Consider the following 17,758-nt stretch of genomic DNA (forward strand, 5'->3'; position numbering starts at 1 on the left):
TCTCGGCATGGCCGGAGCGTTCGCCGCGCGGAGCCTCCCGAGTCCGCCGCGCTGTCTCATCCCGTCATCCCCTCCGGGCCGCGGGCGATCGCGGCGACGCCGGTTCGGGAGACCTCGACCAGACCGAGCGGCGCCATCAGCACGATGAACTGGTCGAGCTTGTCCGGCTTGCCGGTGATCTCGAAGATGAAGCTCTCGATTGTGGCGTCGATCACCCGGGCGCGGAAGGCTTCCGCAAGACGCAGCGCCTCGGCGCGCTGGTCGCCCTTGCCGCGCACCTTGATCAGCATCAGCTCGCGCTCGAGCGACTTTCCGGTGAGCGTGAGGTCGACGACCGAGTGCACCGGCACCAGCCGGTCGAGCTGCGTCTTGATCTGGTCCACGACGCCCGCAGGCCCCGTGGTGACGATCGTGATGCGCGAGAGGTGCGTCTCGAGGCTGACCTCGGACACCGTCAGGCTGTCGATGTTGTAGCCGCGCCCCGAGAACAGGCCGATGACGCGCGCGAGCACGCCCGGCTCGTTGTCGACGAGGATCGCGAGCGTGTGGCGCGCGAGCGGCGGGTGCTGGTCGTCCATGAAATAGGCGGAGCCGGTGGGCTGGCGCATTTGAAATCCTGACTAGACAGATACTTTAACGGACCGCTCCGCCGTCATGCCCGGCGAAGCCGGGCATCCACGACTTGGACGTCACGCGATGCGTCGAGAAAGTCGCGGATGCCCGCGACTGCGGGCATGACGGCGAGCGCGCGCTCGGGAGGGGCCGCCCTCACACCAGCATCTTGCCTTCGTCGGTGATCGCCTCGTCGATCCTCTGCTCGCCGGCTTCGCCGAGCAGCATCTCGTTGTGGGCGCGGCCCGAGGGGATCATCGGGAACACGTTCTCCGTCTTGTCGACGATGCAGTCGACCACGACGGGCCCAGGCGTATCGAGCATCGCCCTGATGGTGGCGTCGAGGTCGCCGGCCTTCTCGCAGCGCAGGCCGGACGCGCCGTAGGCCTCCGCGAGCTTCACGAAGTCCGGCAACGCCTCCGAATAGGAATGCGAGTAACGCGAGCCGTGCAGCAACTGCTGCCACTGGCGCACCATGCCCATATATTCGTTGTTCAGGATGAAGATCTTGACCGGCAGATTGTACTGCACCGCCGTGGAGAGCTCCTGGATGCACATCTGGATCGAGGCTTCGCCCGCGATGTCGATGACCAGCGCGTCCGGATGCGCCTTCTGCACGCCGATCGCGGCCGGCATGCCGTAGCCCATCGTGCCGAGGCCGCCGGAGGTCATCCAGCGGTTCGGTTCGTCGAAGCGGTAATACTGCGCGGCCCACATCTGGTGCTGGCCGACCTCGGTCGTGATGTAGGTGTTCGGCCCCTTGGTCAGTTCGTAGAGGCGCTTCACCGCCTGCTGCGGCTTGATGGTCTCGCCCGACTGGCGGAAGAACAGGCAGTCGCGCGCGCGCCAGCCGTCGATCTCGGCCCACCACTCCTTCATCGCGGAGGCGTCCAGCGTCGCGCCGCTCGCGCGCCAGACGCGCAGCATGTCGCCGAGCACGTTGGCGACGTCGCCGATGACGCCGATCTCGACCTTGACGTTCTTGTTGATCTGCGAGGGATCGATGTCGATGTGGATCTTGCGGCTTCCCGGCGAGAACGCGTCGAGGCGGCCCGTGATGCGGTCGTCGAAGCGCGCGCCGATGCAGACCATGACGTCACAGTCATGCATCGCGTTGTTGGCTTCATAGGTGCCGTGCATGCCGAGCATGCCGAGCCACTGCGGACCGGACGCCGGGTAGCAGCCGAGGCCCATCAGCGTCGACGTCACCGGAACGCCGGTGACCTCGGCGAACTCGCGCAGCAGACGCGTGGCTTCAGGGCCGGAATTGATGACGCCGCCGCCGGTGTAGAAGATCGGCTTCTTCGCGCCCGCGAGCAGCTCGACCGCCGCCTTGATCTTGTCGACGTCGCCCTTGAGCTTCGGATGATAGGATTTATGAACGACGTTCTCCGGGCCGACATACCTGCCGGTCGCGAACTGGACGTCCTTCGGGATGTCGACGACCACAGGGCCCGGACGGCCGTTGGTCGCGACGAAGAACGCCTCGTGCAGGATCTGCGCGAGGTCGTTGACGTCCTTCACCAGGTAATTGTGCTTGGTGCAGGGCCTGGTGATGCCGACAGTGTCGCATTCCTGGAACGCGTCCGAACCGATCAGGTGCGTCGGCACCTGGCCGGTGATGCAGACCATCGGGATCGAATCCATCAGCGCGTCGGTCAGGCCCGTGACCGCGTTGGTCGCGCCAGGGCCGGAGGTGACGAGGACGACGCCAGGCTTGTTGGTCGATCGCGCATAGCCCTCCGCCATGTGCGTCGCGCCCTGCTCGTGGCGGACGAGGACGTGCTCGATCGCGTTCTGCTGGAACAGCGCGTCGTAGATCGGAAGCACGGCGCCGCCGGGATAGCCGAAGATGTGGGCCACGCCCTGGTCGGCGAGCGCGCGAATGACGATCTCCGCGCCGGTCATCGTCTCGGTCATGGCGTTGTTCCTTTCGCCTTGTCGACCTTGCACCAAACCCGCCGCCGCTGGACGCCGGGCAACAAAAAAGGGCCCGCTGGGGAGCCCTTGGCTTAGGCGTCATCTGACTGGAGCGCGGACGCTTTAAGCGGTCCGCACCGTCGATGACGCCTGACTTACGAGAATGAGTGCGCGCGACACCGGTCGCTCCTTGGCAACAAAATTCGTGCGGAAACTAGGCGCAGCCAGAACGGACGTCAAGAATGAAGTGGTGGGCTTTAGTCGACCAATAGGGTCTCGGGCTTCGCCAGGGCGAGGTCGCCCTCGCCCCACGCCACATAAGGCGCGCCCTCCCGCTCGGCGGACGAGAACCGCCAGCAATTGCGTCCGGCGCGCTTCGCCTCGTACATCGCCTCGTCGGCGAGCAGCATCAGGTCGCGCGGGTTTGTCGAGCTGTCGGGCGCCAGCACGCCCCCGACGGTGATGCTCGGCCGTACTTCGACGCCTTCGAGATCGCAGACCTCGTTGACCGCGCTCACCAGCCGCTTCGCCATGCCCATGGCGTCGGCCACCGCGGAGACCGGCGCGACGATCGCGAATTCGTCGCCGCCGATCCGCGCGACAACGTCGGTTTCGCGCACCGACTGGCGAAGCCTGCTCGCGACTTCGATCAGCAACTGGTCCCCCCTGGCGTGTCCGTAGGTGTCGTTCACGCCTTTGAAGTGATCGAGATCGATCAGAAACAGCACGAAGCGCCTGCCTCGCAAGCGGGCGGCCGTGCTCGCACTGTCGAGCGTCTCGGCGAAGCGCGTGCGGTTCACCAGCTTGGTCAATCCGTCATGCATGGCGCGGTAGGCGAAAAGCCGCTTCAGCCGCCGCTGGTCGTGCACCACCGCGGCCACGATCACGCTCGGGCCGCCGAGCAAGGCGAGGAGACCGTAGCGGAGCAGGTCGGCGCTCAACGTCGCAGGCGCAGGCTCCAACAGCACGCGCCACTGGCCTTGCTGGGCGAATGCGAGCAGAGCCGTGAAGAAGGAGAACGCAGCGATCGAGGTCGCGTTCAGCCCGAGCCTGAGCGCGAACCAGAGCAGCGCGACGGACGCGGCAAGCGACCACATCGGCCCGCTGTCCGCCGCCGCGCCCAGGACGAGCGCAGCGATCAGAAGACTGGAGGCCACGAACTCCCAGGCCCGCGGGCGTTCGTCGTCAGCGCCGTGCTCGCAAGGCGCGTCGAGGCCCCTGCCCCGGCCAAAGCTTAGGATGAGCGCGACCACGAAGCCCATCGTTACGGCGTCTGCGAATGCCCCGGCGCCCGCCGCCGAGAGCCGCGCGGTCAAGGGTCCGGCGAGCGTCAGGACGTCGAGCGGCGTCGCCGCCAGGGGACCGAGGATCGCGGCGGCCGCCGCCGCCGCGGCGACCATCTTCTGCGAGGTGAGAAATCCGGCGCGCCGCAGCCACAGGAAGATCAGCGAACCGCAACCGATCTCGATAAGATCGCTCGCCAGCGCGACCGGCCATGCCGAAGGCTGGTCGCCGAGGATCAAGGCGACCCCCACATGCGCCGCCGCAAGGCCGGCGATGTCGGCCGCGTCCAGTCCGCGACCGAAACGCAGCAGCATGCCGATCGCGACGGGCGCCCCAAGCGCCAGCGCCGGATGTTCGCCCGGGCCTTCGCCCAGCAGCCGCCCGGCCCCCAGCGCGGCGGCGTAGCAGAGCGGCAGCGCCAACTCGGGGAGAGAAAGGAGTGAGAGCAAGCGGGAAAAGCCCGCGGAAGATCGTACCAGCGCAGACGCGAACATACTCGGTGGTTCTCCAGTGGCTTGAGCTTGAAGGACCCCCTGCTAAGGCGCGGTTTGCGGCAGGACTTAAATTTGAGCAAATTTCTGACGCTCCGGACCGGCCGGCGCCGCGTAACGAAGCGGGTCGCGGGAGCGTAGGGAGCAGGCATGGGATTGTTCCACGACCGCGCCGGACGCTTTTCGCCCTTGCTGACGCTGACGCTGGCGGCGTTGGTCGCCCCGGCGGCGTGGCTCGCCATCCGTGCGCTGCACGGTGATTTCTCAGGCCCCGCCCCCGACGCTTTCGGCGCGCCTCCCGGCTTTCAGGACGTCGGTTCGGCGCCGTTCGGTGGAAACGCCGGCTCAGCCTTCGCGGCTCCCGGCGGCGAGGCGGCGCGGCCGATCTATGGCGCGATCCACTTCACGGGCGACTGGGCGGTGCGCTTCCTGCTGCTGTCGCTCGCCGTAACGCCGTTCCGCCGCCTGCTGCACTGGCCGCGCCTTGTGCTGACGCGCCGCCGCGTCGGCCTCGCCGCGCTGGCCTACGCCCTCGGCCATTTTGGGCTTTACGTTTTCGATCAGCAGTTCGTCGTCTCGAAGATCGCCAGCGAGATCGTGCTCAGGGTCTATCTCGCAATCGGCTTCGCCGCGCTGATCGGCCTGATCGCGCTGGGCTCGACGTCGACCGACGCCGCCGTGAAGCGGATGGGCGGGCGGAACTGGAACCGGCTCCACAAGCTCGCATACGTGATCGCTGGGCTCGGCCTGCTGCATTTCGCCATGCAGTCGAAGCTCGACGTCACGGAGCCGACGCTGATGTGGGGCCTGTTCCTCTGGGCGATGGGCTGGCGCGTGCTGCAGAGCCGGGGCGAGCGGGCGGTCAGCCCCGTCTGGCTGATCGGCCTCGCTCTCGCGGCCGGGCTCGCGACCGCGCTCTCGGAAGCCACGTGGTACGGGCTCGCGACCGGCGTCCACGCCGACCGCGTGCTGCTTGCGAACTTCTCGGTGCGCCTGGGGCTGAGGCCTTGCTGGTGGGTCATGTTGTTCGGCCTCGCGGCGGCGGCCTCGAGCCTGATCGGCGCGCGGCGGCGCGGCGCGCCGCGTCCCCGGACTGCGCGGCCGGCGCAGGCCAGCCCCGCAGAGGCCGCGGCGCCCCTGCGTCTGGCGCCCGAGGGCGCTCGCGACTAAGGTCGCGGCCCCTCGAAACCGGACAAGGTGCTTCAGCGTGATCGCCGACCTCTCCGCCGCGGACCTCGAAGCCTTCGGCGCCCGCATCCAGGCCGACTACGACGCGTTCCGCGCCCGCGGCCTCAAGCTCGACATGACCCGCGGCAAGCCCGCGCCCGAGCAGCTCGACCTCGCGGAGGGCATGCTCGCGCTGCCCGGCAACCGCGACCATCTCACCGAGGCCGGCGAGGACGCCCGCAATTACGGCGGCGTGCAGGGCGTCGCCGAGGTGCGCGCGCTGTTCTCCGGCACGTTGGGAGCGAAACCGGAGCGGATCGTGGTCGGCGACAACGCCAGCCTCGCGATGATGCACGATTCGATCGTCTGGGCGCTTCTCAAGGGCGTGCCGGGCTCCGCGAAGCCGTGGGGCAGGGAGAGCGAGATCGCCTTTCTCTGCCCGGTGCCGGGCTACGACCGCCATTTTGCGATCTGCGAGGAATACGGGATCCGCATGATCCCCGTGCCGATGACGGGGCATGGGCCGGACATGGCCAAGGTCGAGGAGCTCGTCCGCGACCCCGCGGTCAAGGGCATGTGGTGCGTGCCGAAATATTCGAACCCGAGCGCGGAGAGCTATTCCGACGAGACCGTCCGGCGCCTCGCCTCGATGAAGACGGGCGCGCCCGACTTCCGCCTGTTCTGGGACAACGCCTACGTCCTGCACCATCTGACGGACGAGCGGCGCGAGATCCTGAACGTGCTCGACGCCTGCGCCGACGCCGGCAATCCCGACCGCGCCTTCGTGTTCGCATCGACGTCCAAGATGACGCTGGCCGGGGCCGGCCTCGCCTTCTTCGCCTCGTCGGAGGCGAACGTGAAATGGTACCTCGCCCGCGCCTCCAAGCGCACGATCGGCCCGGACAAGCTGAACCAGCTCCGCCATGTCCGCTTCCTCAGGGACGAGGCGGGTCTGGTCGCCCATATGGACAAGCACCGCGCGCTGCTCGCGCCGAAATTCCAGACGGTTACCGACGCGCTGACGTCCCGCCTCGCAAACCAGGGCGCGGCGCGCTGGATCAAGCCCGACGGCGGCTATTTCGTCAGCGTCGACGTGACCGAAGGCGCGGCGTCGCGCGTCGTCGCGCTCGCGAAGGACGCCGGGCTGCTGCTCACGGCCGCCGGCGCGACCTGGCCCTATGGCAAGGATCCGCACGACAGCAACCTGCGGCTCGCGCCGTCCTACCCTTCCCTTTCGGACGTGAAGGCGGCCTCGGAGGGCATCGCGCTCTGCATCCTGCTCGCCGCGATCGAATCGGAAAGCGCCAGGCGCCGCAGCGAAGCGGCGTAAGGCTCAACTCGGCGCCCCCGCTCATGTCCCGGCTCGAGGCCGGGACATGAGCGGGGCGTCCACCCCCCTCCTCCTGATCTCCGCCATAGCCGCCTCCAGCGCCTTCTCGGGCGCGACGTGAATCCAGTCCGCCATCCTGTTGCGGAACCATGTCGACTGGCGTTTGGCGTAGCGGCGGGTGTCGAGCTGGGTTCGGGCCAGCGCACCCTCGCGGGTGATCTCGCCGCGCGCCCAGGCGGCGAACGGCGCCGCGCCCAGCGCCTTCAGCACCGGCGTCGCGGGATCGAGCCCGCGTGCGAACAGCCGCTCGGCCTCATCACGGGCGCCGGCGTCTATCATTGCTTCAAGCCGTCGAGCGATCGCGCCGTCCAGCGCCGCGCGATCAGGCGCAAGGACGATCCTCAGGGCGTCGGCCGCGGCGACGGGGCCCGGCGTCGTCTCCGCCTGCCAGGCAGCCAGAGAACGCCCGGTCGCTTCGAACACCTCCAGCGCCCGCGTCAGCCGCTGCGGATCGGACGGCCGGAGCCGCGCGGCCATGGCTGGATCGCGGCGTACGAGCTCGTCGTAGAGATCCCCCGGAGGCGTCCCCCGCCAGCGCGTCCTGATCTCGGCTGGAATCTCCGGAACCGAAGCGAGGCCAGCCGTAAGCGCCTCGAAATAAAGCCCTGTCCCGCCGACCAAAACAGGGATCGCCGGACGGCCTTCCGCTCGCGGCGGCTCAGAGATCCGAAGTCGGTCGGATAGCTGAACGTCGCCAGTTAACTCCTTGGCAACCATAAAAACATCGGAAACCCAGCGTCCGACGGCATAAGCGTCGCCGCCATCGACATGGCCATAGAGGCGATGAGGAGCCTTGGCTTCGTCGGCTTCCGTCGGCCGAGCGGTCAGCACGCGCAGGTCCGCATAGACCTGGCTCGCGTCGGCGTTGACGACCGCGCCGCCGAGCTCGCGGGCGAGCGCAAGCGCGAGCGCGGACTTGCCCGAGGCCGTGGGACCGGCGATCAGCACGACGCGGATGGGCTGTTCTGTCGTCATCATCCTCTATGCATGCCCGCCACGCCGTCCCGTCCGTTGCGGGCCGCGGCCCCGACCTTCTATCTGAACGCCCGCCCAGCCGCCGAGCGCCCGATGTCCTCAAATCTTGTCGCCGTCCTGATCGCAAGCCCCGCCGCGTCCGTGCTCGACGAGGCGCTGCTGAAGCGCACCTCAAGGGCGCTAGGCGGCGTCGGGCCGCGCATCCTGAAACCGGGCGTCGCGGCCGAGTTCGCGCTCGAGGCGGGCGACGCCGCCGAGCTCCGCGCGTCTCTGGCGGCGGCGCTCGGTGGAGCGCCCGTGGACGTCGCTGTGCTGCCCGCGGAGGGACGCCGCAAGCGCCTGCTGATCGCGGACATGGATTCGACCTTCATCGAGCAGGAATGCATCGACGAACTCGCCGAAGCTCTCGGTCTCGCTCAACTGATCGCCCCGATCACGCAGCGCGCGATGCGCGGCGAGATCGCCTTCGAGCCCGCGCTCCGCGAGCGGGTGGCGCTGTTCAAGGGCTTTGCGGTCGACGACGTCACCGCCGCCATTCTGCGCGACCGCGTCACCTTCACGCCCGGCGGCAGGACGGTGGTCGCGACCATGCGCGCGCACGGCGCCTACACAGCGCTCGTCTCCGGCGGCTTCACGAGCTTCACCGGTCCGGTCGCGGCCGCCATCGGCTTCGACGAGAACCGTGCGAACGTGCTGGAGACGGAGGGCGAACGGCTCAGGGGGACGCTGCTCGAGCCGGTGCTCGGCCTGCAGGCGAAAGTCGTCGCGCTTGACGATCTCGCGTCGTCCCGCGGCCTCAAGCGCGCCGACGCCATCGGCGTCGGCGACGGCGCGAACGACATCGCGATGCTGTCCGCGGTCGGGCTCGGCGTCGGCTTCCGTCCGAAGCCCGGCGTCGCGGAAGCCGCTGACGTCAGGATCGACCACGGCGACCTGACGGCGCTGCTTTACCTCCAGGGCTACGCGGAAGACGAGATCACGACAGCCTGACGGCGCCTCGTCTTTATTCGATCGACACCGCGACGAAGCGGACGTCGCCCTGCTTGTTGGACAGCAGCAGCAGCGCGGTCTTCTTGCCGTCCTTCTTCAGCTCCTCGATGCGGCCGGTGACGTCGCCCGGCGTGTCGACCGTCCTCTGGGCGACTTCGAGCAGCACGTCTCCGGGCTGGATCGCGTTTTCCTGAGCCTTGGAGCCTTCCTTCACCTCGGTGATGACGAGCCCCTTGGCGTCGGGCTTCAGCTGGAACTTGGTGCGGAGTTCGTCGGTCAGCGCCTGGAAGGTCAGGCCGAGCGCGGTCACGGTCTTCGGCTGGTCGGACGGCTTCGGGGCCTTGAGCGCGGCTTTCTTCGGCTCATCCTCCTCTAGGCGGCCGACCTTCAGCTTCAGCGTCTCCTCCTTGCCCTTGCGCAGGACGACGACCTCGACCTCCTTGTCGATCTCGGTATCGGCGACGACCCGCGGCAGGTCGCGCATCTCACGGATGACTTTGCCGTCGAACTTGATCACCACGTCGCCGGTCTGGAGGCCGGCCCTGGCCGCCGGGCCGTCATCGTTCACGCCCGCGATCAGCGCGCCCTTGGGCGGGCCGGCGACGCCGAGGCTGTCAGCGATGTCGTCGGTGACCTGCTGGACGCGGACGCCGACCCAGCCCCGCCGCGTCTCGCCATATTTCAGCAGCTGGTCGACGACGGGCTTCGCCGTCGAGGACGGCGTCGAGAAGCCGATGCCGATCGAGCCGCCCGAGGGGGAGATGATCGCAGTGTTTATCCCGACGACCTCGCCGGCCATGTTGAACAGGGGCCCGCCGGAATTCCCTTTGTTGATGGCCGCGTCGGTCTGGATGAAGTTGTCATAAGGCCCGGAATTGATGTTCCGGTTGCGCGCCGAGACGATGCCGGCGGAGACCGAGCCGCCGAGCCCGAACGGGTTGCCGACCGCGAGCACCCAGTCGCCGACCCTGAGCGCGTTGGCGTCGCCGAAGCTCACCGCCTTCAGCGGCTTCGGCGCCTTCACGCGCAGCACCGCCATGTCGGTCTTGACGTCCTTGCCGACAAGTTCGGCCACCAGCTTCGAGCCGTCGTTGAAATTGACGGTGATCTCGTCCGCGCCCTCGATGACGTGGTTGTTGGTGACGACGATTCCGGACGGATCGATCACGAAGCCGGATCCGAGCGAGCTCTGCTTCTTCGCCCCCCCCTGGCCTCGCTTGTTGAAGAACTCGTCGAAGAAATCCTCGAATGGCGAGCCGTCCGGAACCTGCGGCGGCGGCACCGCCTTGTCGGCGGCTGGGGCGTTCTGCGAGGTCGAGATGTTGACGACCGCGTCGACCAGTCCCTCGGCCAGGTCGGCGAAGCTGTCGGGGGCCGGCCGCGCATAGGCTTGCGAAACCGAGCCGATGGCGAGCGTTGCGGCGAGCGCGGCTGCGACCGCCGACCGGACGAGGCGCGCTGATGGGCGGGCGGGGTCGCTCATGGCGTCTCCTTGCGATCGGCGTCGGGACGGACCGGCCCCGGCGCGGCGCGTCACTCTACACAACGCCGATGAGGCGGAAAGAGGACGGGGCGTGCGCGGAGCGGCCGCCTCGCGGCCTGTTGATCGCCAGATCCGTCACCGCGCCTGGGGCGTGCACACCACCTGCTCGCCGAGCACGTAGCATGCGCTCATGCGGCCGGTTCGGCGCTCGACGCGATAGACGCCGCCCTCCTGCTGATGGCTGGAAGCTATGAGATCGTAGGAGCCCGGCTCCTGCGGCCCCGCTCCCTCGCCCGCGCTGAAGCAAAGCGTGACGCCGACCGTGCCGTCCTTCACCGCGTACTGGCACGCGCCGACCTCGCCGGTCGTGGTCTCGACGCGGAACATGCGGTTGAGATCGGTCTGCGGCGAAGGCCGGAACACGTAGTCCTCGGCGCGCGCCGCGGACGCCGCTACGGCGAGCAGGAGCGCTGCAAAGGAAGCCGCACGGCGCCCGGCCAGCTTCATCGTCGCCCTCCGCATGGCAGTCCCGAATCGGCTCGGGTTGACTTGAGCGAGCCTAGCAGGCGAAGCAGCCCAAGCCACACGCCCCCTCTCCTGTCAGATCCAAGGCCGAGACCTCATGAGCGCCCCCCTCACAGTGGTGTTCGACCTCGACGGAACGCTGGTCGAATCCGCCCCTGACCTGATCGACGCGCTCACCGCGACGCTGACCAAAGAGGGCGTCGCCGCCCTGCCCTACGAAAAGGCGCGCGACCTCATCGGCGCCGGCGCCCGGGCCCTGGTCGAACGCGGCCTCGCCGTCGCCCATCGGCCGGTCACGCTGGAGCGGCTCGACGCGCTGCACGCCTTCTTCCTCGACCACTACGCCGCCCACATCGCCGACAGGACGGCGCCCTATCCCGGCTGCGGCGCGGCGCTCGACAGGCTGGCGGCGTCCGGCGCGAAGCTCGCGGTCTGCACCAACAAGGTCGAGCGGCTGGCGATCAAGCTGCTCGACGCGCTCGACATGACCTCACGCTTCGACGCCATCGTCGGCGGAGACACATTCGGGGTCGCGAAGCCCGACGCCGCTCCGCTGCTGGGCGCCATCGAGCGCGCGGGAGGCGACCCGTCGCGCGCCGTCATGGTCGGCGACAGCTCAACCGACGTCGGCGCCGCCCGAGCGGCGGGCGTGCCCGTGATCGTCGCGACCTTCGGCTACACCGAGACGCCGGCGCGCGAGCTCGGCGGCGACGTCCTGATCGATCATTTCGACGAGCTTGAGGACGCAGTGCTGGCCGCGCTTGCGTCGGAGCGCGTCGCTGCGCGTTAACCTTCTCTTAAGGCTCTCGTTGTCTGCGGACGGCGACGGGCGCTCTTTCGGAGGGGACTCGCGTTTCCGCGCGCCCGCCCTCGTGAGGACGCCGCTTTGGCATTCCGGACCTGGCCGGACTGGATCAAGATCATCGTGGTCACCGCGCTCTGGGCTGCGGTGGGCGCGCTTGCGCTCGATCAGTTCGACGGCTGGGCGATGGCCAATTCGATCTGCGTCGGCTGGATCGTCAGCTATGGGTTCCTGATGGCCTCGCTCGAACGCGGGCGAAGCGACGGGGCGGCGTTGCTCGCCGCGCTGGCGCGCGGCCTCGGGGTTTTCGGCGCCACCACCTACGCCTTCGCGGTGATGATCGGCGTCGGCAGCGGCCCCAATTGAAATCCTGCGCGGTCCGGCGTAGTGAAGGGCCGTTCCGCGTCGGCGCCCGAATAGCTCAGCGGGAGAGCACACCCTTCACACGGGTGGGGTCACAGGTTCGATCCCTGTTTCGGGCACCACTTTTCTCTGAATTTCAGCGAACTGCGCGTTTCCCCCCATCGTGGGAGGATGCGCTCAGGTCCCGATCCGCGGCCTGATCACAGGCGAGAAACTCGAGGCGGACCGGCGCGATACGCTCGAAGCGGCCGACTGCGAAAGCTATCCGATAAGATCGACCGAGGGGAACGGGCTCCGGGGCGTTTCGTCTCTCCGAAGCATCGCGCAGGCGCAAAGGTCGTGATCCTTTCCCAAAGGCGCGCTTTGCGGGTCGGCCGACGAGACCCATGACGCCCTGATGCGGGTCTACGAAAGCCGTTTCAGCCAACAGGTCGTCGTGAGCGACGCCGTTTCGGTCCTTGGGGCTTGGCCGGAACAAGAGCCGATTCGCCGGAACCGCTTGGCCTGATCGGGCGGGCCGCGACGTGGAGGAGAAAACCGTGAGCAAGAAGCCAGAGACTGCGAAGGCCGCCGTCAAGAACGATGCGAAGGGCGCGATGGCCCCCTCTCAGGGCGACAGCCACAACAGCGGCGTGCACAGCGCGAGCCCCGGCGGCGATCGCGACGCCACGCGCCAGCCCGACGATCACTCCGCGCCGAAGCGCCCGGTCACCGGGAAACGTCCCGCGACTTGAGCCACGCCGCCGACCGCCGGGAGGCGTCGGACCAAAGAACTATCGAAACTCTTATCGTTCGGAATAACCCAGGACACACCACGCCGCAAACGACGTCATTGTCCGCCCCAGCGTCAGATCCAATTGGTAAAGTCGAACCGGATCAGATTTGCCAATCTACCGACTGGAAAAAGGAGTAACGCTTGTGGGCATGCTCGAATTATTCATCATCATGGCGTTCGGCGTCGCGCTCGCGACCTTCGTGATCACGCGGCTCAACTCCGGCCTGTCGCGCGCCGAGCGCAAGCGCCTGAGCTCGTAACGGCCCGACAACCAGATCTCGACTTGAGCGTAAGGCCGGGGCCGTCAGTCGGCGGTCCCGGCTTCGCTTGCCTTGATCAGGTTGCGGCTTTGCGGCCGCGCTTCGCAGGCGTCGGAGCGGCCGCCTTCGGAGCGGCCTTGGCGCGCGACTGGCCCAGGCCGGACTTGCGCGCCAGCTCCGAGCGGGCGGCCGCGTAGTTCGGCGCGACCATCGGATAATCGGACGGCAGGCCCCACTTCGCGCGATAGTCGTTCGGCGTCATGTCGTAGGCGGTCTTCAGATGACGCTTCAACGACTTGAAGCGCTTGCCGTCCTCCAGGCAGATAATGAAGTCGGGCGTGACAGACTTCTTCACCGAGACAGCGGGCGTCAGCTCCACGACCGGCGCCTCGACCTTGCCGGACGCCGCCGTCCCGAGCGCGGCGTGAACCGACTTGATCAACGCAGGAAGATCGGCCGCCGCGACCGAATTGTTGCTGACATAGGCGCTCACGACATCAGCCGCGAGGAGAACGAAATCCGTTTCTTCAGTCATATCTGCTCACCTTTGGGAAACTGAGCCAGAAGTGAGCGTATGACGTCAAGAATGCAAGTGGAATTATTGGAATTTGATTATTACGTTGCTGATTTCACTCACGCTGGCGCGGCGCGCTCGCGACGCCAGGGCGGCTCCCGGACCGCCCGCAAGAGCCGACGTAGCTGGTGCTTAGACGCTGTTATTCGGTTAGAACCAGGTCCAGGGTAACGGTAGACGACTCGTACCCCGTTTAGGGAAGCGCATCAGGAGGCGCGGGCGGGCCGGAGCATCACGGTCAAGGCGGCGTTGAGCATACCATGAAAGTATTGATCGCTGACGATCACTGGATGATCCGCGCGTCTCTCAAGCATGCCATTGAAAAGCTTCAGGGATCCTTCGAACCGCTCGATGCGGCGAGCTTCCAGGAGGCTCTCGATCTTCTGCGGGAAAACCCGGACATCGAGCTGATGTTCATCGATCTGGTGATGCCAGGTCTGTCCGAATTCGAGGGGCTTCGGACGCTTCGAGCAAATTATTCGGACATCCCGATCGCCGTTATTTCCGTACATGAAGACCGCGAGCACGTTCTCCAGGCGATCTCCGAGGGCGTCATCGGTTACATCCCGAAGAGCGCCGAGGGCGCCGAGCTATTGCGCGCGTTGACGCTGGTCCTAAACGGCGACGTCTATTTCCCGCGCGACATCCTGCAGGGCGGCCGTCTACGCGGCGCGCTGCCCGTCGAGCCGCCGGAACAGATCAAGCCGAGGCCGACCGCGTTGACCGCCCGGGAAGATCAGGTTCTGGAACTTGTCGGGCGCGGACGCTCGAACGTCGACATCGCCGAAGAGCTGGGCCTGAGCCCGAACACCGTGCGGGTCCATCTGCGCAACGTCGGCCTGAAGCTCAAACTGAAGGAGCGGTCCGAGCTCGCCGCGTACAAGGCCGCGCCGCCGGCCGCCCCGCGAAGCGCGACTTGACGACCACGGATCTGCGGCCCGCACCGGCTCCGCGACCAGGCCCTGGCGCCGACGTCGCGCTGCTTTGCGAGACGCTGAACTGCGTCGCCTATGCGTTTGCGCTCACCGAGAGCGGCCTCTCTCTCGAATGGGTCGTCGGCTCGATCTCCGGAGCGGCGCCATTGCCGCTGCGCTCCCTGCTCGCCGGGGAACAGGGCTCCCAGTCGGCGCAAGTCCAGGCGCATCTCAACAAGCTGATCGCGGGCAACGCCTCGCAGATCGACCTCGTCTGCCGATGCGAACAGACGGCCGCGCTGCGCGTCCGCGACTCGGCGCAGCCTGAATTCGACAAGCACGGCCGCGTCGCCCGCATCCTCGGCACCGTGCGCGACATCGCCGGCGAGCTCTGGGCGCGGCAAGACAACGCGCTCGACGTCTGGCGCCATCGCATCGCGGAGCACCTCGACGTCGGCCTCGCCTGCTGGGACGTCGACGAGAAGCTTGTGCTCGTGAACCGCTCATTCGGGGGGCTCCACCCATCGCTCGCCACCTTCGTGCGGCCCGGCGTGTCGGCCAGGAGCCTGATCTCGGCGGTGGCGCATTCGGGCGAGATCGTCATCGAGGGGAGGCGCCGGGAGTGGATCGCGGAGACGCTCGACGACCTGCGCAGCGAGCGGGCGCGCGAGCATGCGCTGGCGGACGGGCGTTGGCTCGAGGTCACCCCGGTCCGCTTCGCGGAAGGCATGATCCTTCGGGTGCAGGACATCTCCTCGCAGAAGGGCGGCGAGCGGGCCCTCCGACTGGCGAAGGAAGTCGCGGAAACCGCCAACCTGAAGAAGAGCCGCTTCCTGCGCGCCGCCAATCACGACCTGCGTCAACCGTTGGCGACCCTGAAGATCCTGATCTACAGCAGCTTCGACGTGGCCGAGGAGGCGAAGCGCCACGATCTGCTGCATTCGATGGACGTGACCGTCGGGATCATGGACGAGATTCTCGGTTCTCTGCTGCAGATCGGCCAGCTCGACGCCGGACGGATCGCGACGCGTGTCGTGCATTTCCAGATGGCGCAGGTCCTGGAGCGGCTGAAGATCGAGTTCTCGCCGCAGGCCGAAGCCAAGGGCCTCGCCTTCCGCGTGGCGGCGAGCCACGTGACGGTCGAGTCCGACCGCGTGCTGCTGGAGCGCATTCTCAGCAACTTCATCGCCAACGCCATCCGCTTCACCGAGACCGGCGCGATCCTGATCGGCGCACGACGGCGGGGATCGCACCTCGACATCCAGGTGTGGGACACCGGCTGCGGCATCGCCGAAGACCAGCTCACGCTGATCTTCGAGGAGTTCCATCAGGTCGCCGATCAGCCGAGCCACCGCCAGCGCGGGCTGGGTCTCGGCCTCAACATCGCCTACCGGCTGGCCGACCTTCTCGAACACGAGATCGACGTGCGCTCGACCGTCGGCCGCGGCTCGATGTTCTCGGTCTCGGTCCCGATCGGCAACGTCTGGCAGAGCGATCTCGGCGAGCCCGAGATCTCCGAGCGCATCGGCGGCGAGTTCCTCGACGTCAAGGTTCTGGTGATCGAGGATAACGAGCTGCTTCGCCGCACCGTCTGCCTGATGCTCGACCGCTGGGGCGTTAAGGTCACGGAAGCGAGCGACGGCGAGACCGCGCTGTCGCGCTTCGCCGACGGGACCGAGCCGCGCCCCGACCTCGTGCTGGTCGACTACCGTCTGCCGAACGGTCGAGCGGGAACCGAGGTCATGGCCGACCTGCGGGGCCTCTTCGGCCAGGACCTGCCCGGGATCGTCGCGACCGCCGACACCGACCCCGCGCTGATCGCCCGCATACGGAGCGAGGGCCTGCCGGTGCTGATCAAGCCGATCAACCCGGCCCGGCTTCGCTCGGCCATGCATCATCTTCTCTTCGAGCAACGGCGCGAGCCGGTCAGGACGGGCGAGGCATGACGCGGGAACCGGATTTCATCCCGATCGGCAGCATGGTGCCGCTCTCCGGCGCGTCGTCCGCGGACGGGCGCGAGTTCCGCAACGGGCTGCAGTTCGCGATCGAGGAGATCAACGCGCTCGGCGGCATCCTGGGGCGCCAGCTGAAGCCCTATTTCGTCGACACCAGCGACCAGAGCGCAGAAGCCGTCACTGCGGCGGCGCGGGAGCTCATCAGCAGGCACGGCGTCCACGCCATCATCAACGGCTACAACATCGGCGCGCAGAACGCGGAATACGAGCCGATCGCCGACGCCGGCGTGGTCTATGTCCACCACAACACGCTGCTGCAGCACCATGACACGGTGATGGGCGATCCGGAGCGCTACTTCGGATGCTTCATGAGCGACCCGGCCGAATACTGGTATGGGCAGGGCTTCATCAAATTCATCTCGTGGCTGAGGGACACCGGCCAGTGGCGGCCGGAGTCGAACCGCCTCGCGATCATCTCAGGATCTCGGCCCTACAGCATCGTCACCGCCAACGCGATGCGCTCCTCGGCTGCCGATTTCGGATGGTCGGTTGTGTTCGGACCGGAGATCGTGCGGACGCCGACGACGGACTGGCAATCTGCGCTCGACCGGGCTCGCGAGACGCGGCCCGCGATCCTCGCCAACACCCATTTCTACGCAAGCGACATCGCGCACTTCCAGCGCCAGTTCATGAAGAAGCCGATGAACTGCCTTGTGTATCTACAGTATGGCGGCATGCATCAGACCTTCATCGACGTCGCGGGACAGGACGCGGAAGGAGTCATCATTGGCACCGTGGTCGGCCTCGTGCATGACGACGACGGCAGGGCTTACAGCAAGCGCTACCGCGAGCGGTTCGGGCTGACCGCGACGCCGGAAGTCGGCGCGCTGTCCTACAGCGCCATGCACCACTTCGCGCTCGCCGCCGGCGTCGCGGGCGGCACGGGCGCGCCCTACGAGTTCACGCAGAACCGCAAGGTCGCCGCGCGCCTGAAGAGCATCACCTATCGCAGCGTGCTCGGCACCATCCACTATCATCCGCAGTGGCAGGCCGCGGTGCCCTACCCCGACGCGACGCGCGATCCGTCGCGCGGCATGCCACATCTGTTCTATCAGGTGCAGGATTACCGCAAGGAGCAGGTCGTCATCGCACCAGTCCCCTACAACACCGGCCGCTTCCAGATGCCGCCCTGGCACCGCGGCTCACGCGCCGCGGAGAACGCGCCGGTCGCGCTGGACATCCTGCCGCCGCCGTAGAGCGCCTGAGCCGGGCGCTGTT

General features: G+C 67.6%; 16 protein-coding genes and 1 tRNA gene. 10 read left to right on the plus strand and 7 right to left on the minus strand.

The genetic code is table 11. The annotated features are described in order from the left end of the window. Positions 1–56: 56 nt before the first annotated feature. The 3 genes from ilvN to PKE75_RS14840 all read right to left on the minus strand — a co-directional run bounded on the left by ilvN (position 57) and on the right by PKE75_RS14840 (position 4,265). Positions 57–608 (minus strand): acetolactate synthase small subunit, encoded by a 552-nt coding sequence (ilvN, locus tag PKE75_RS14830; protein ID WP_271169519.1) that lies wholly within the window; start codon positions 606–608, stop codon positions 57–59. 160 nt (positions 609–768) lie between these two features. After that, positions 769–2,532, minus strand: a complete 1,764-nt coding sequence (locus tag PKE75_RS14835) for an acetolactate synthase 3 large subunit (RefSeq protein WP_271169520.1) — start codon at positions 2,530–2,532, stop codon at positions 769–771. 257 nt (positions 2,533–2,789) lie between these two features. After that, entirely contained in the window at positions 2,790–4,265 is a 1,476-nt protein-coding gene (locus PKE75_RS14840; protein WP_271169521.1) for a GGDEF domain-containing protein, read from the minus strand. 192 nt (positions 4,266–4,457) lie between these two features. Here PKE75_RS14840 and PKE75_RS14845 point away from each other — a divergent pair, with 192 nt between their 5' ends. Further along, complete coding sequence (locus tag PKE75_RS14845; RefSeq protein WP_271169522.1) at positions 4,458–5,477, plus strand: protein-methionine-sulfoxide reductase heme-binding subunit MsrQ; 1,020 nt, start codon at positions 4,458–4,460, stop codon at positions 5,475–5,477. Between the two features lie 37 nt (positions 5,478–5,514). Next, complete coding sequence (locus PKE75_RS14850) at positions 5,515–6,804, plus strand: aspartate aminotransferase type Ic (protein ID WP_271169523.1); 1,290 nt, start codon at positions 5,515–5,517, stop codon at positions 6,802–6,804. Positions 6,805–6,825: 21 nt separating this feature from the next. Here PKE75_RS14850 and PKE75_RS14855 read toward each other — a convergent pair whose 3' ends face one another. Further along, entirely contained in the window at positions 6,826–7,842 is a 1,017-nt protein-coding gene (locus PKE75_RS14855) for a tRNA (adenosine(37)-N6)-dimethylallyltransferase (RefSeq protein WP_271169524.1), read from the minus strand. Positions 7,843–7,932: 90 nt separating this feature from the next. Here PKE75_RS14855 and serB point away from each other — a divergent pair, with 90 nt between their 5' ends. After that, the gene (serB, locus tag PKE75_RS14860; RefSeq protein ID WP_271169525.1) at positions 7,933–8,829 is read left to right on the plus strand and encodes a phosphoserine phosphatase SerB; all 897 of its coding nucleotides are present in this window, start codon (positions 7,933–7,935) and stop codon (positions 8,827–8,829) included. A 13-nt stretch (positions 8,830–8,842) separates the two neighbouring features. On the opposite strand, the gene PKE75_RS14865 is transcribed toward serB, so the two are convergent. Together PKE75_RS14865 and PKE75_RS14870 are read right to left on the minus strand one after the other, a co-directional pair. Continuing rightward, on the minus strand, positions 8,843–10,312 hold the full coding sequence (locus tag PKE75_RS14865; RefSeq protein WP_271169526.1) for a Do family serine endopeptidase: 1,470 nt from the start codon (positions 10,310–10,312) through the stop codon (positions 8,843–8,845). 135 nt (positions 10,313–10,447) lie between these two features. After that, positions 10,448–10,819 (minus strand): hypothetical protein, encoded by a 372-nt coding sequence (locus tag PKE75_RS14870; RefSeq protein WP_271169527.1) that lies wholly within the window; start codon positions 10,817–10,819, stop codon positions 10,448–10,450. Between the two features lie 115 nt (positions 10,820–10,934). On the opposite strand from PKE75_RS14870, the gene gph reads away from it, so the two are divergent. From gph to PKE75_RS14890, 4 genes are all read left to right on the plus strand, one after another. Further along, a complete protein-coding gene (gph, locus tag PKE75_RS14875) occupies positions 10,935–11,627 on the plus strand; it encodes a phosphoglycolate phosphatase (RefSeq protein ID WP_271169528.1) in 693 nt (230 codons plus the stop codon). 96 nt (positions 11,628–11,723) lie between these two features. Beyond that, a complete protein-coding gene (locus tag PKE75_RS14880; RefSeq protein ID WP_271169529.1) occupies positions 11,724–12,005 on the plus strand; it encodes a hypothetical protein in 282 nt (93 codons plus the stop codon). Between the two features lie 44 nt (positions 12,006–12,049). Beyond that, positions 12,050–12,124 (plus strand) — tRNA-Val (locus PKE75_RS14885). Between the two features lie 417 nt (positions 12,125–12,541). After that, positions 12,542–12,736: a hypothetical protein gene (locus PKE75_RS14890; RefSeq protein ID WP_271169530.1), complete on the plus strand. Its 195-nt coding sequence runs from the start codon at positions 12,542–12,544 to the stop codon at positions 12,734–12,736. A gap of 377 nt (positions 12,737–13,113) precedes the next feature. Here PKE75_RS14890 and PKE75_RS14895 read toward each other — a convergent pair whose 3' ends face one another. Beyond that, positions 13,114–13,572, minus strand: coding sequence for a Ros/MucR family transcriptional regulator (locus PKE75_RS14895; RefSeq protein ID WP_271169531.1), 459 nt, complete (start codon positions 13,570–13,572; stop codon positions 13,114–13,116). A gap of 299 nt (positions 13,573–13,871) precedes the next feature. On the opposite strand from PKE75_RS14895, the gene PKE75_RS14900 reads away from it, so the two are divergent. From PKE75_RS14900 to PKE75_RS14910, 3 genes are read left to right on the plus strand one after another with little or no spacing between them, the layout of a single operon-like run. After that, a complete protein-coding gene (locus PKE75_RS14900) occupies positions 13,872–14,531 on the plus strand; it encodes a response regulator transcription factor (protein WP_271169532.1) in 660 nt (219 codons plus the stop codon). Continuing rightward, positions 14,528–16,471: a PAS domain-containing hybrid sensor histidine kinase/response regulator gene (locus PKE75_RS14905; protein WP_271169533.1), complete on the plus strand. Its 1,944-nt coding sequence runs from the start codon at positions 14,528–14,530 to the stop codon at positions 16,469–16,471. The genes PKE75_RS14900 and PKE75_RS14905 overlap by 4 nt, the downstream gene beginning before the upstream one ends. Beyond that, positions 16,468–17,736: an ABC transporter substrate-binding protein gene (locus PKE75_RS14910; protein ID WP_271169534.1), complete on the plus strand. Its 1,269-nt coding sequence runs from the start codon at positions 16,468–16,470 to the stop codon at positions 17,734–17,736. The genes PKE75_RS14905 and PKE75_RS14910 overlap by 4 nt, the downstream gene beginning before the upstream one ends. Positions 17,737–17,758 lie beyond the last annotated feature (22 nt).

The organism is Hansschlegelia plantiphila (assembly GCF_027922265.1).
Taxonomy (GTDB): domain Bacteria; phylum Pseudomonadota; class Alphaproteobacteria; order Rhizobiales; family Methylopilaceae; genus Methylopila; species Methylopila plantiphila.

Coding starts and splice junctions, on each gene's coding strand:
- ilvN (WP_271169519.1), bottom strand. CDS start 608: ATGCGCCAGCCCACCGGCTCCGCCTATTTCATGGACGACCAGCACCCG.
- PKE75_RS14835 (WP_271169520.1), bottom strand. CDS start 2,532: ATGACCGAGACGATGACCGGCGCGGAGATCGTCATTCGCGCGCTCGCC.
- PKE75_RS14845 (WP_271169522.1), top strand. CDS start 4,458: ATGGGATTGTTCCACGACCGCGCCGGACGCTTTTCGCCCTTGCTGACG.
- PKE75_RS14855 (WP_271169524.1), bottom strand. CDS start 7,842: ATGATGACGACAGAACAGCCCATCCGCGTCGTGCTGATCGCCGGTCCC.
- serB (WP_271169525.1), top strand. CDS start 7,933: ATGTCCTCAAATCTTGTCGCCGTCCTGATCGCAAGCCCCGCCGCGTCC.
- PKE75_RS14865 (WP_271169526.1), bottom strand. CDS start 10,312: ATGAGCGACCCCGCCCGCCCATCAGCGCGCCTCGTCCGGTCGGCGGTC.
- PKE75_RS14870 (WP_271169527.1), bottom strand. CDS start 10,819: ATGAAGCTGGCCGGGCGCCGTGCGGCTTCCTTTGCAGCGCTCCTGCTC.
- gph (WP_271169528.1), top strand. CDS start 10,935: ATGAGCGCCCCCCTCACAGTGGTGTTCGACCTCGACGGAACGCTGGTC.
- PKE75_RS14895 (WP_271169531.1), bottom strand. CDS start 13,572: ATGACTGAAGAAACGGATTTCGTTCTCCTCGCGGCTGATGTCGTGAGC.
- PKE75_RS14900 (WP_271169532.1), top strand. CDS start 13,872: ATGAAAGTATTGATCGCTGACGATCACTGGATGATCCGCGCGTCTCTC.
- PKE75_RS14910 (WP_271169534.1), top strand. CDS start 16,468: ATGACGCGGGAACCGGATTTCATCCCGATCGGCAGCATGGTGCCGCTC.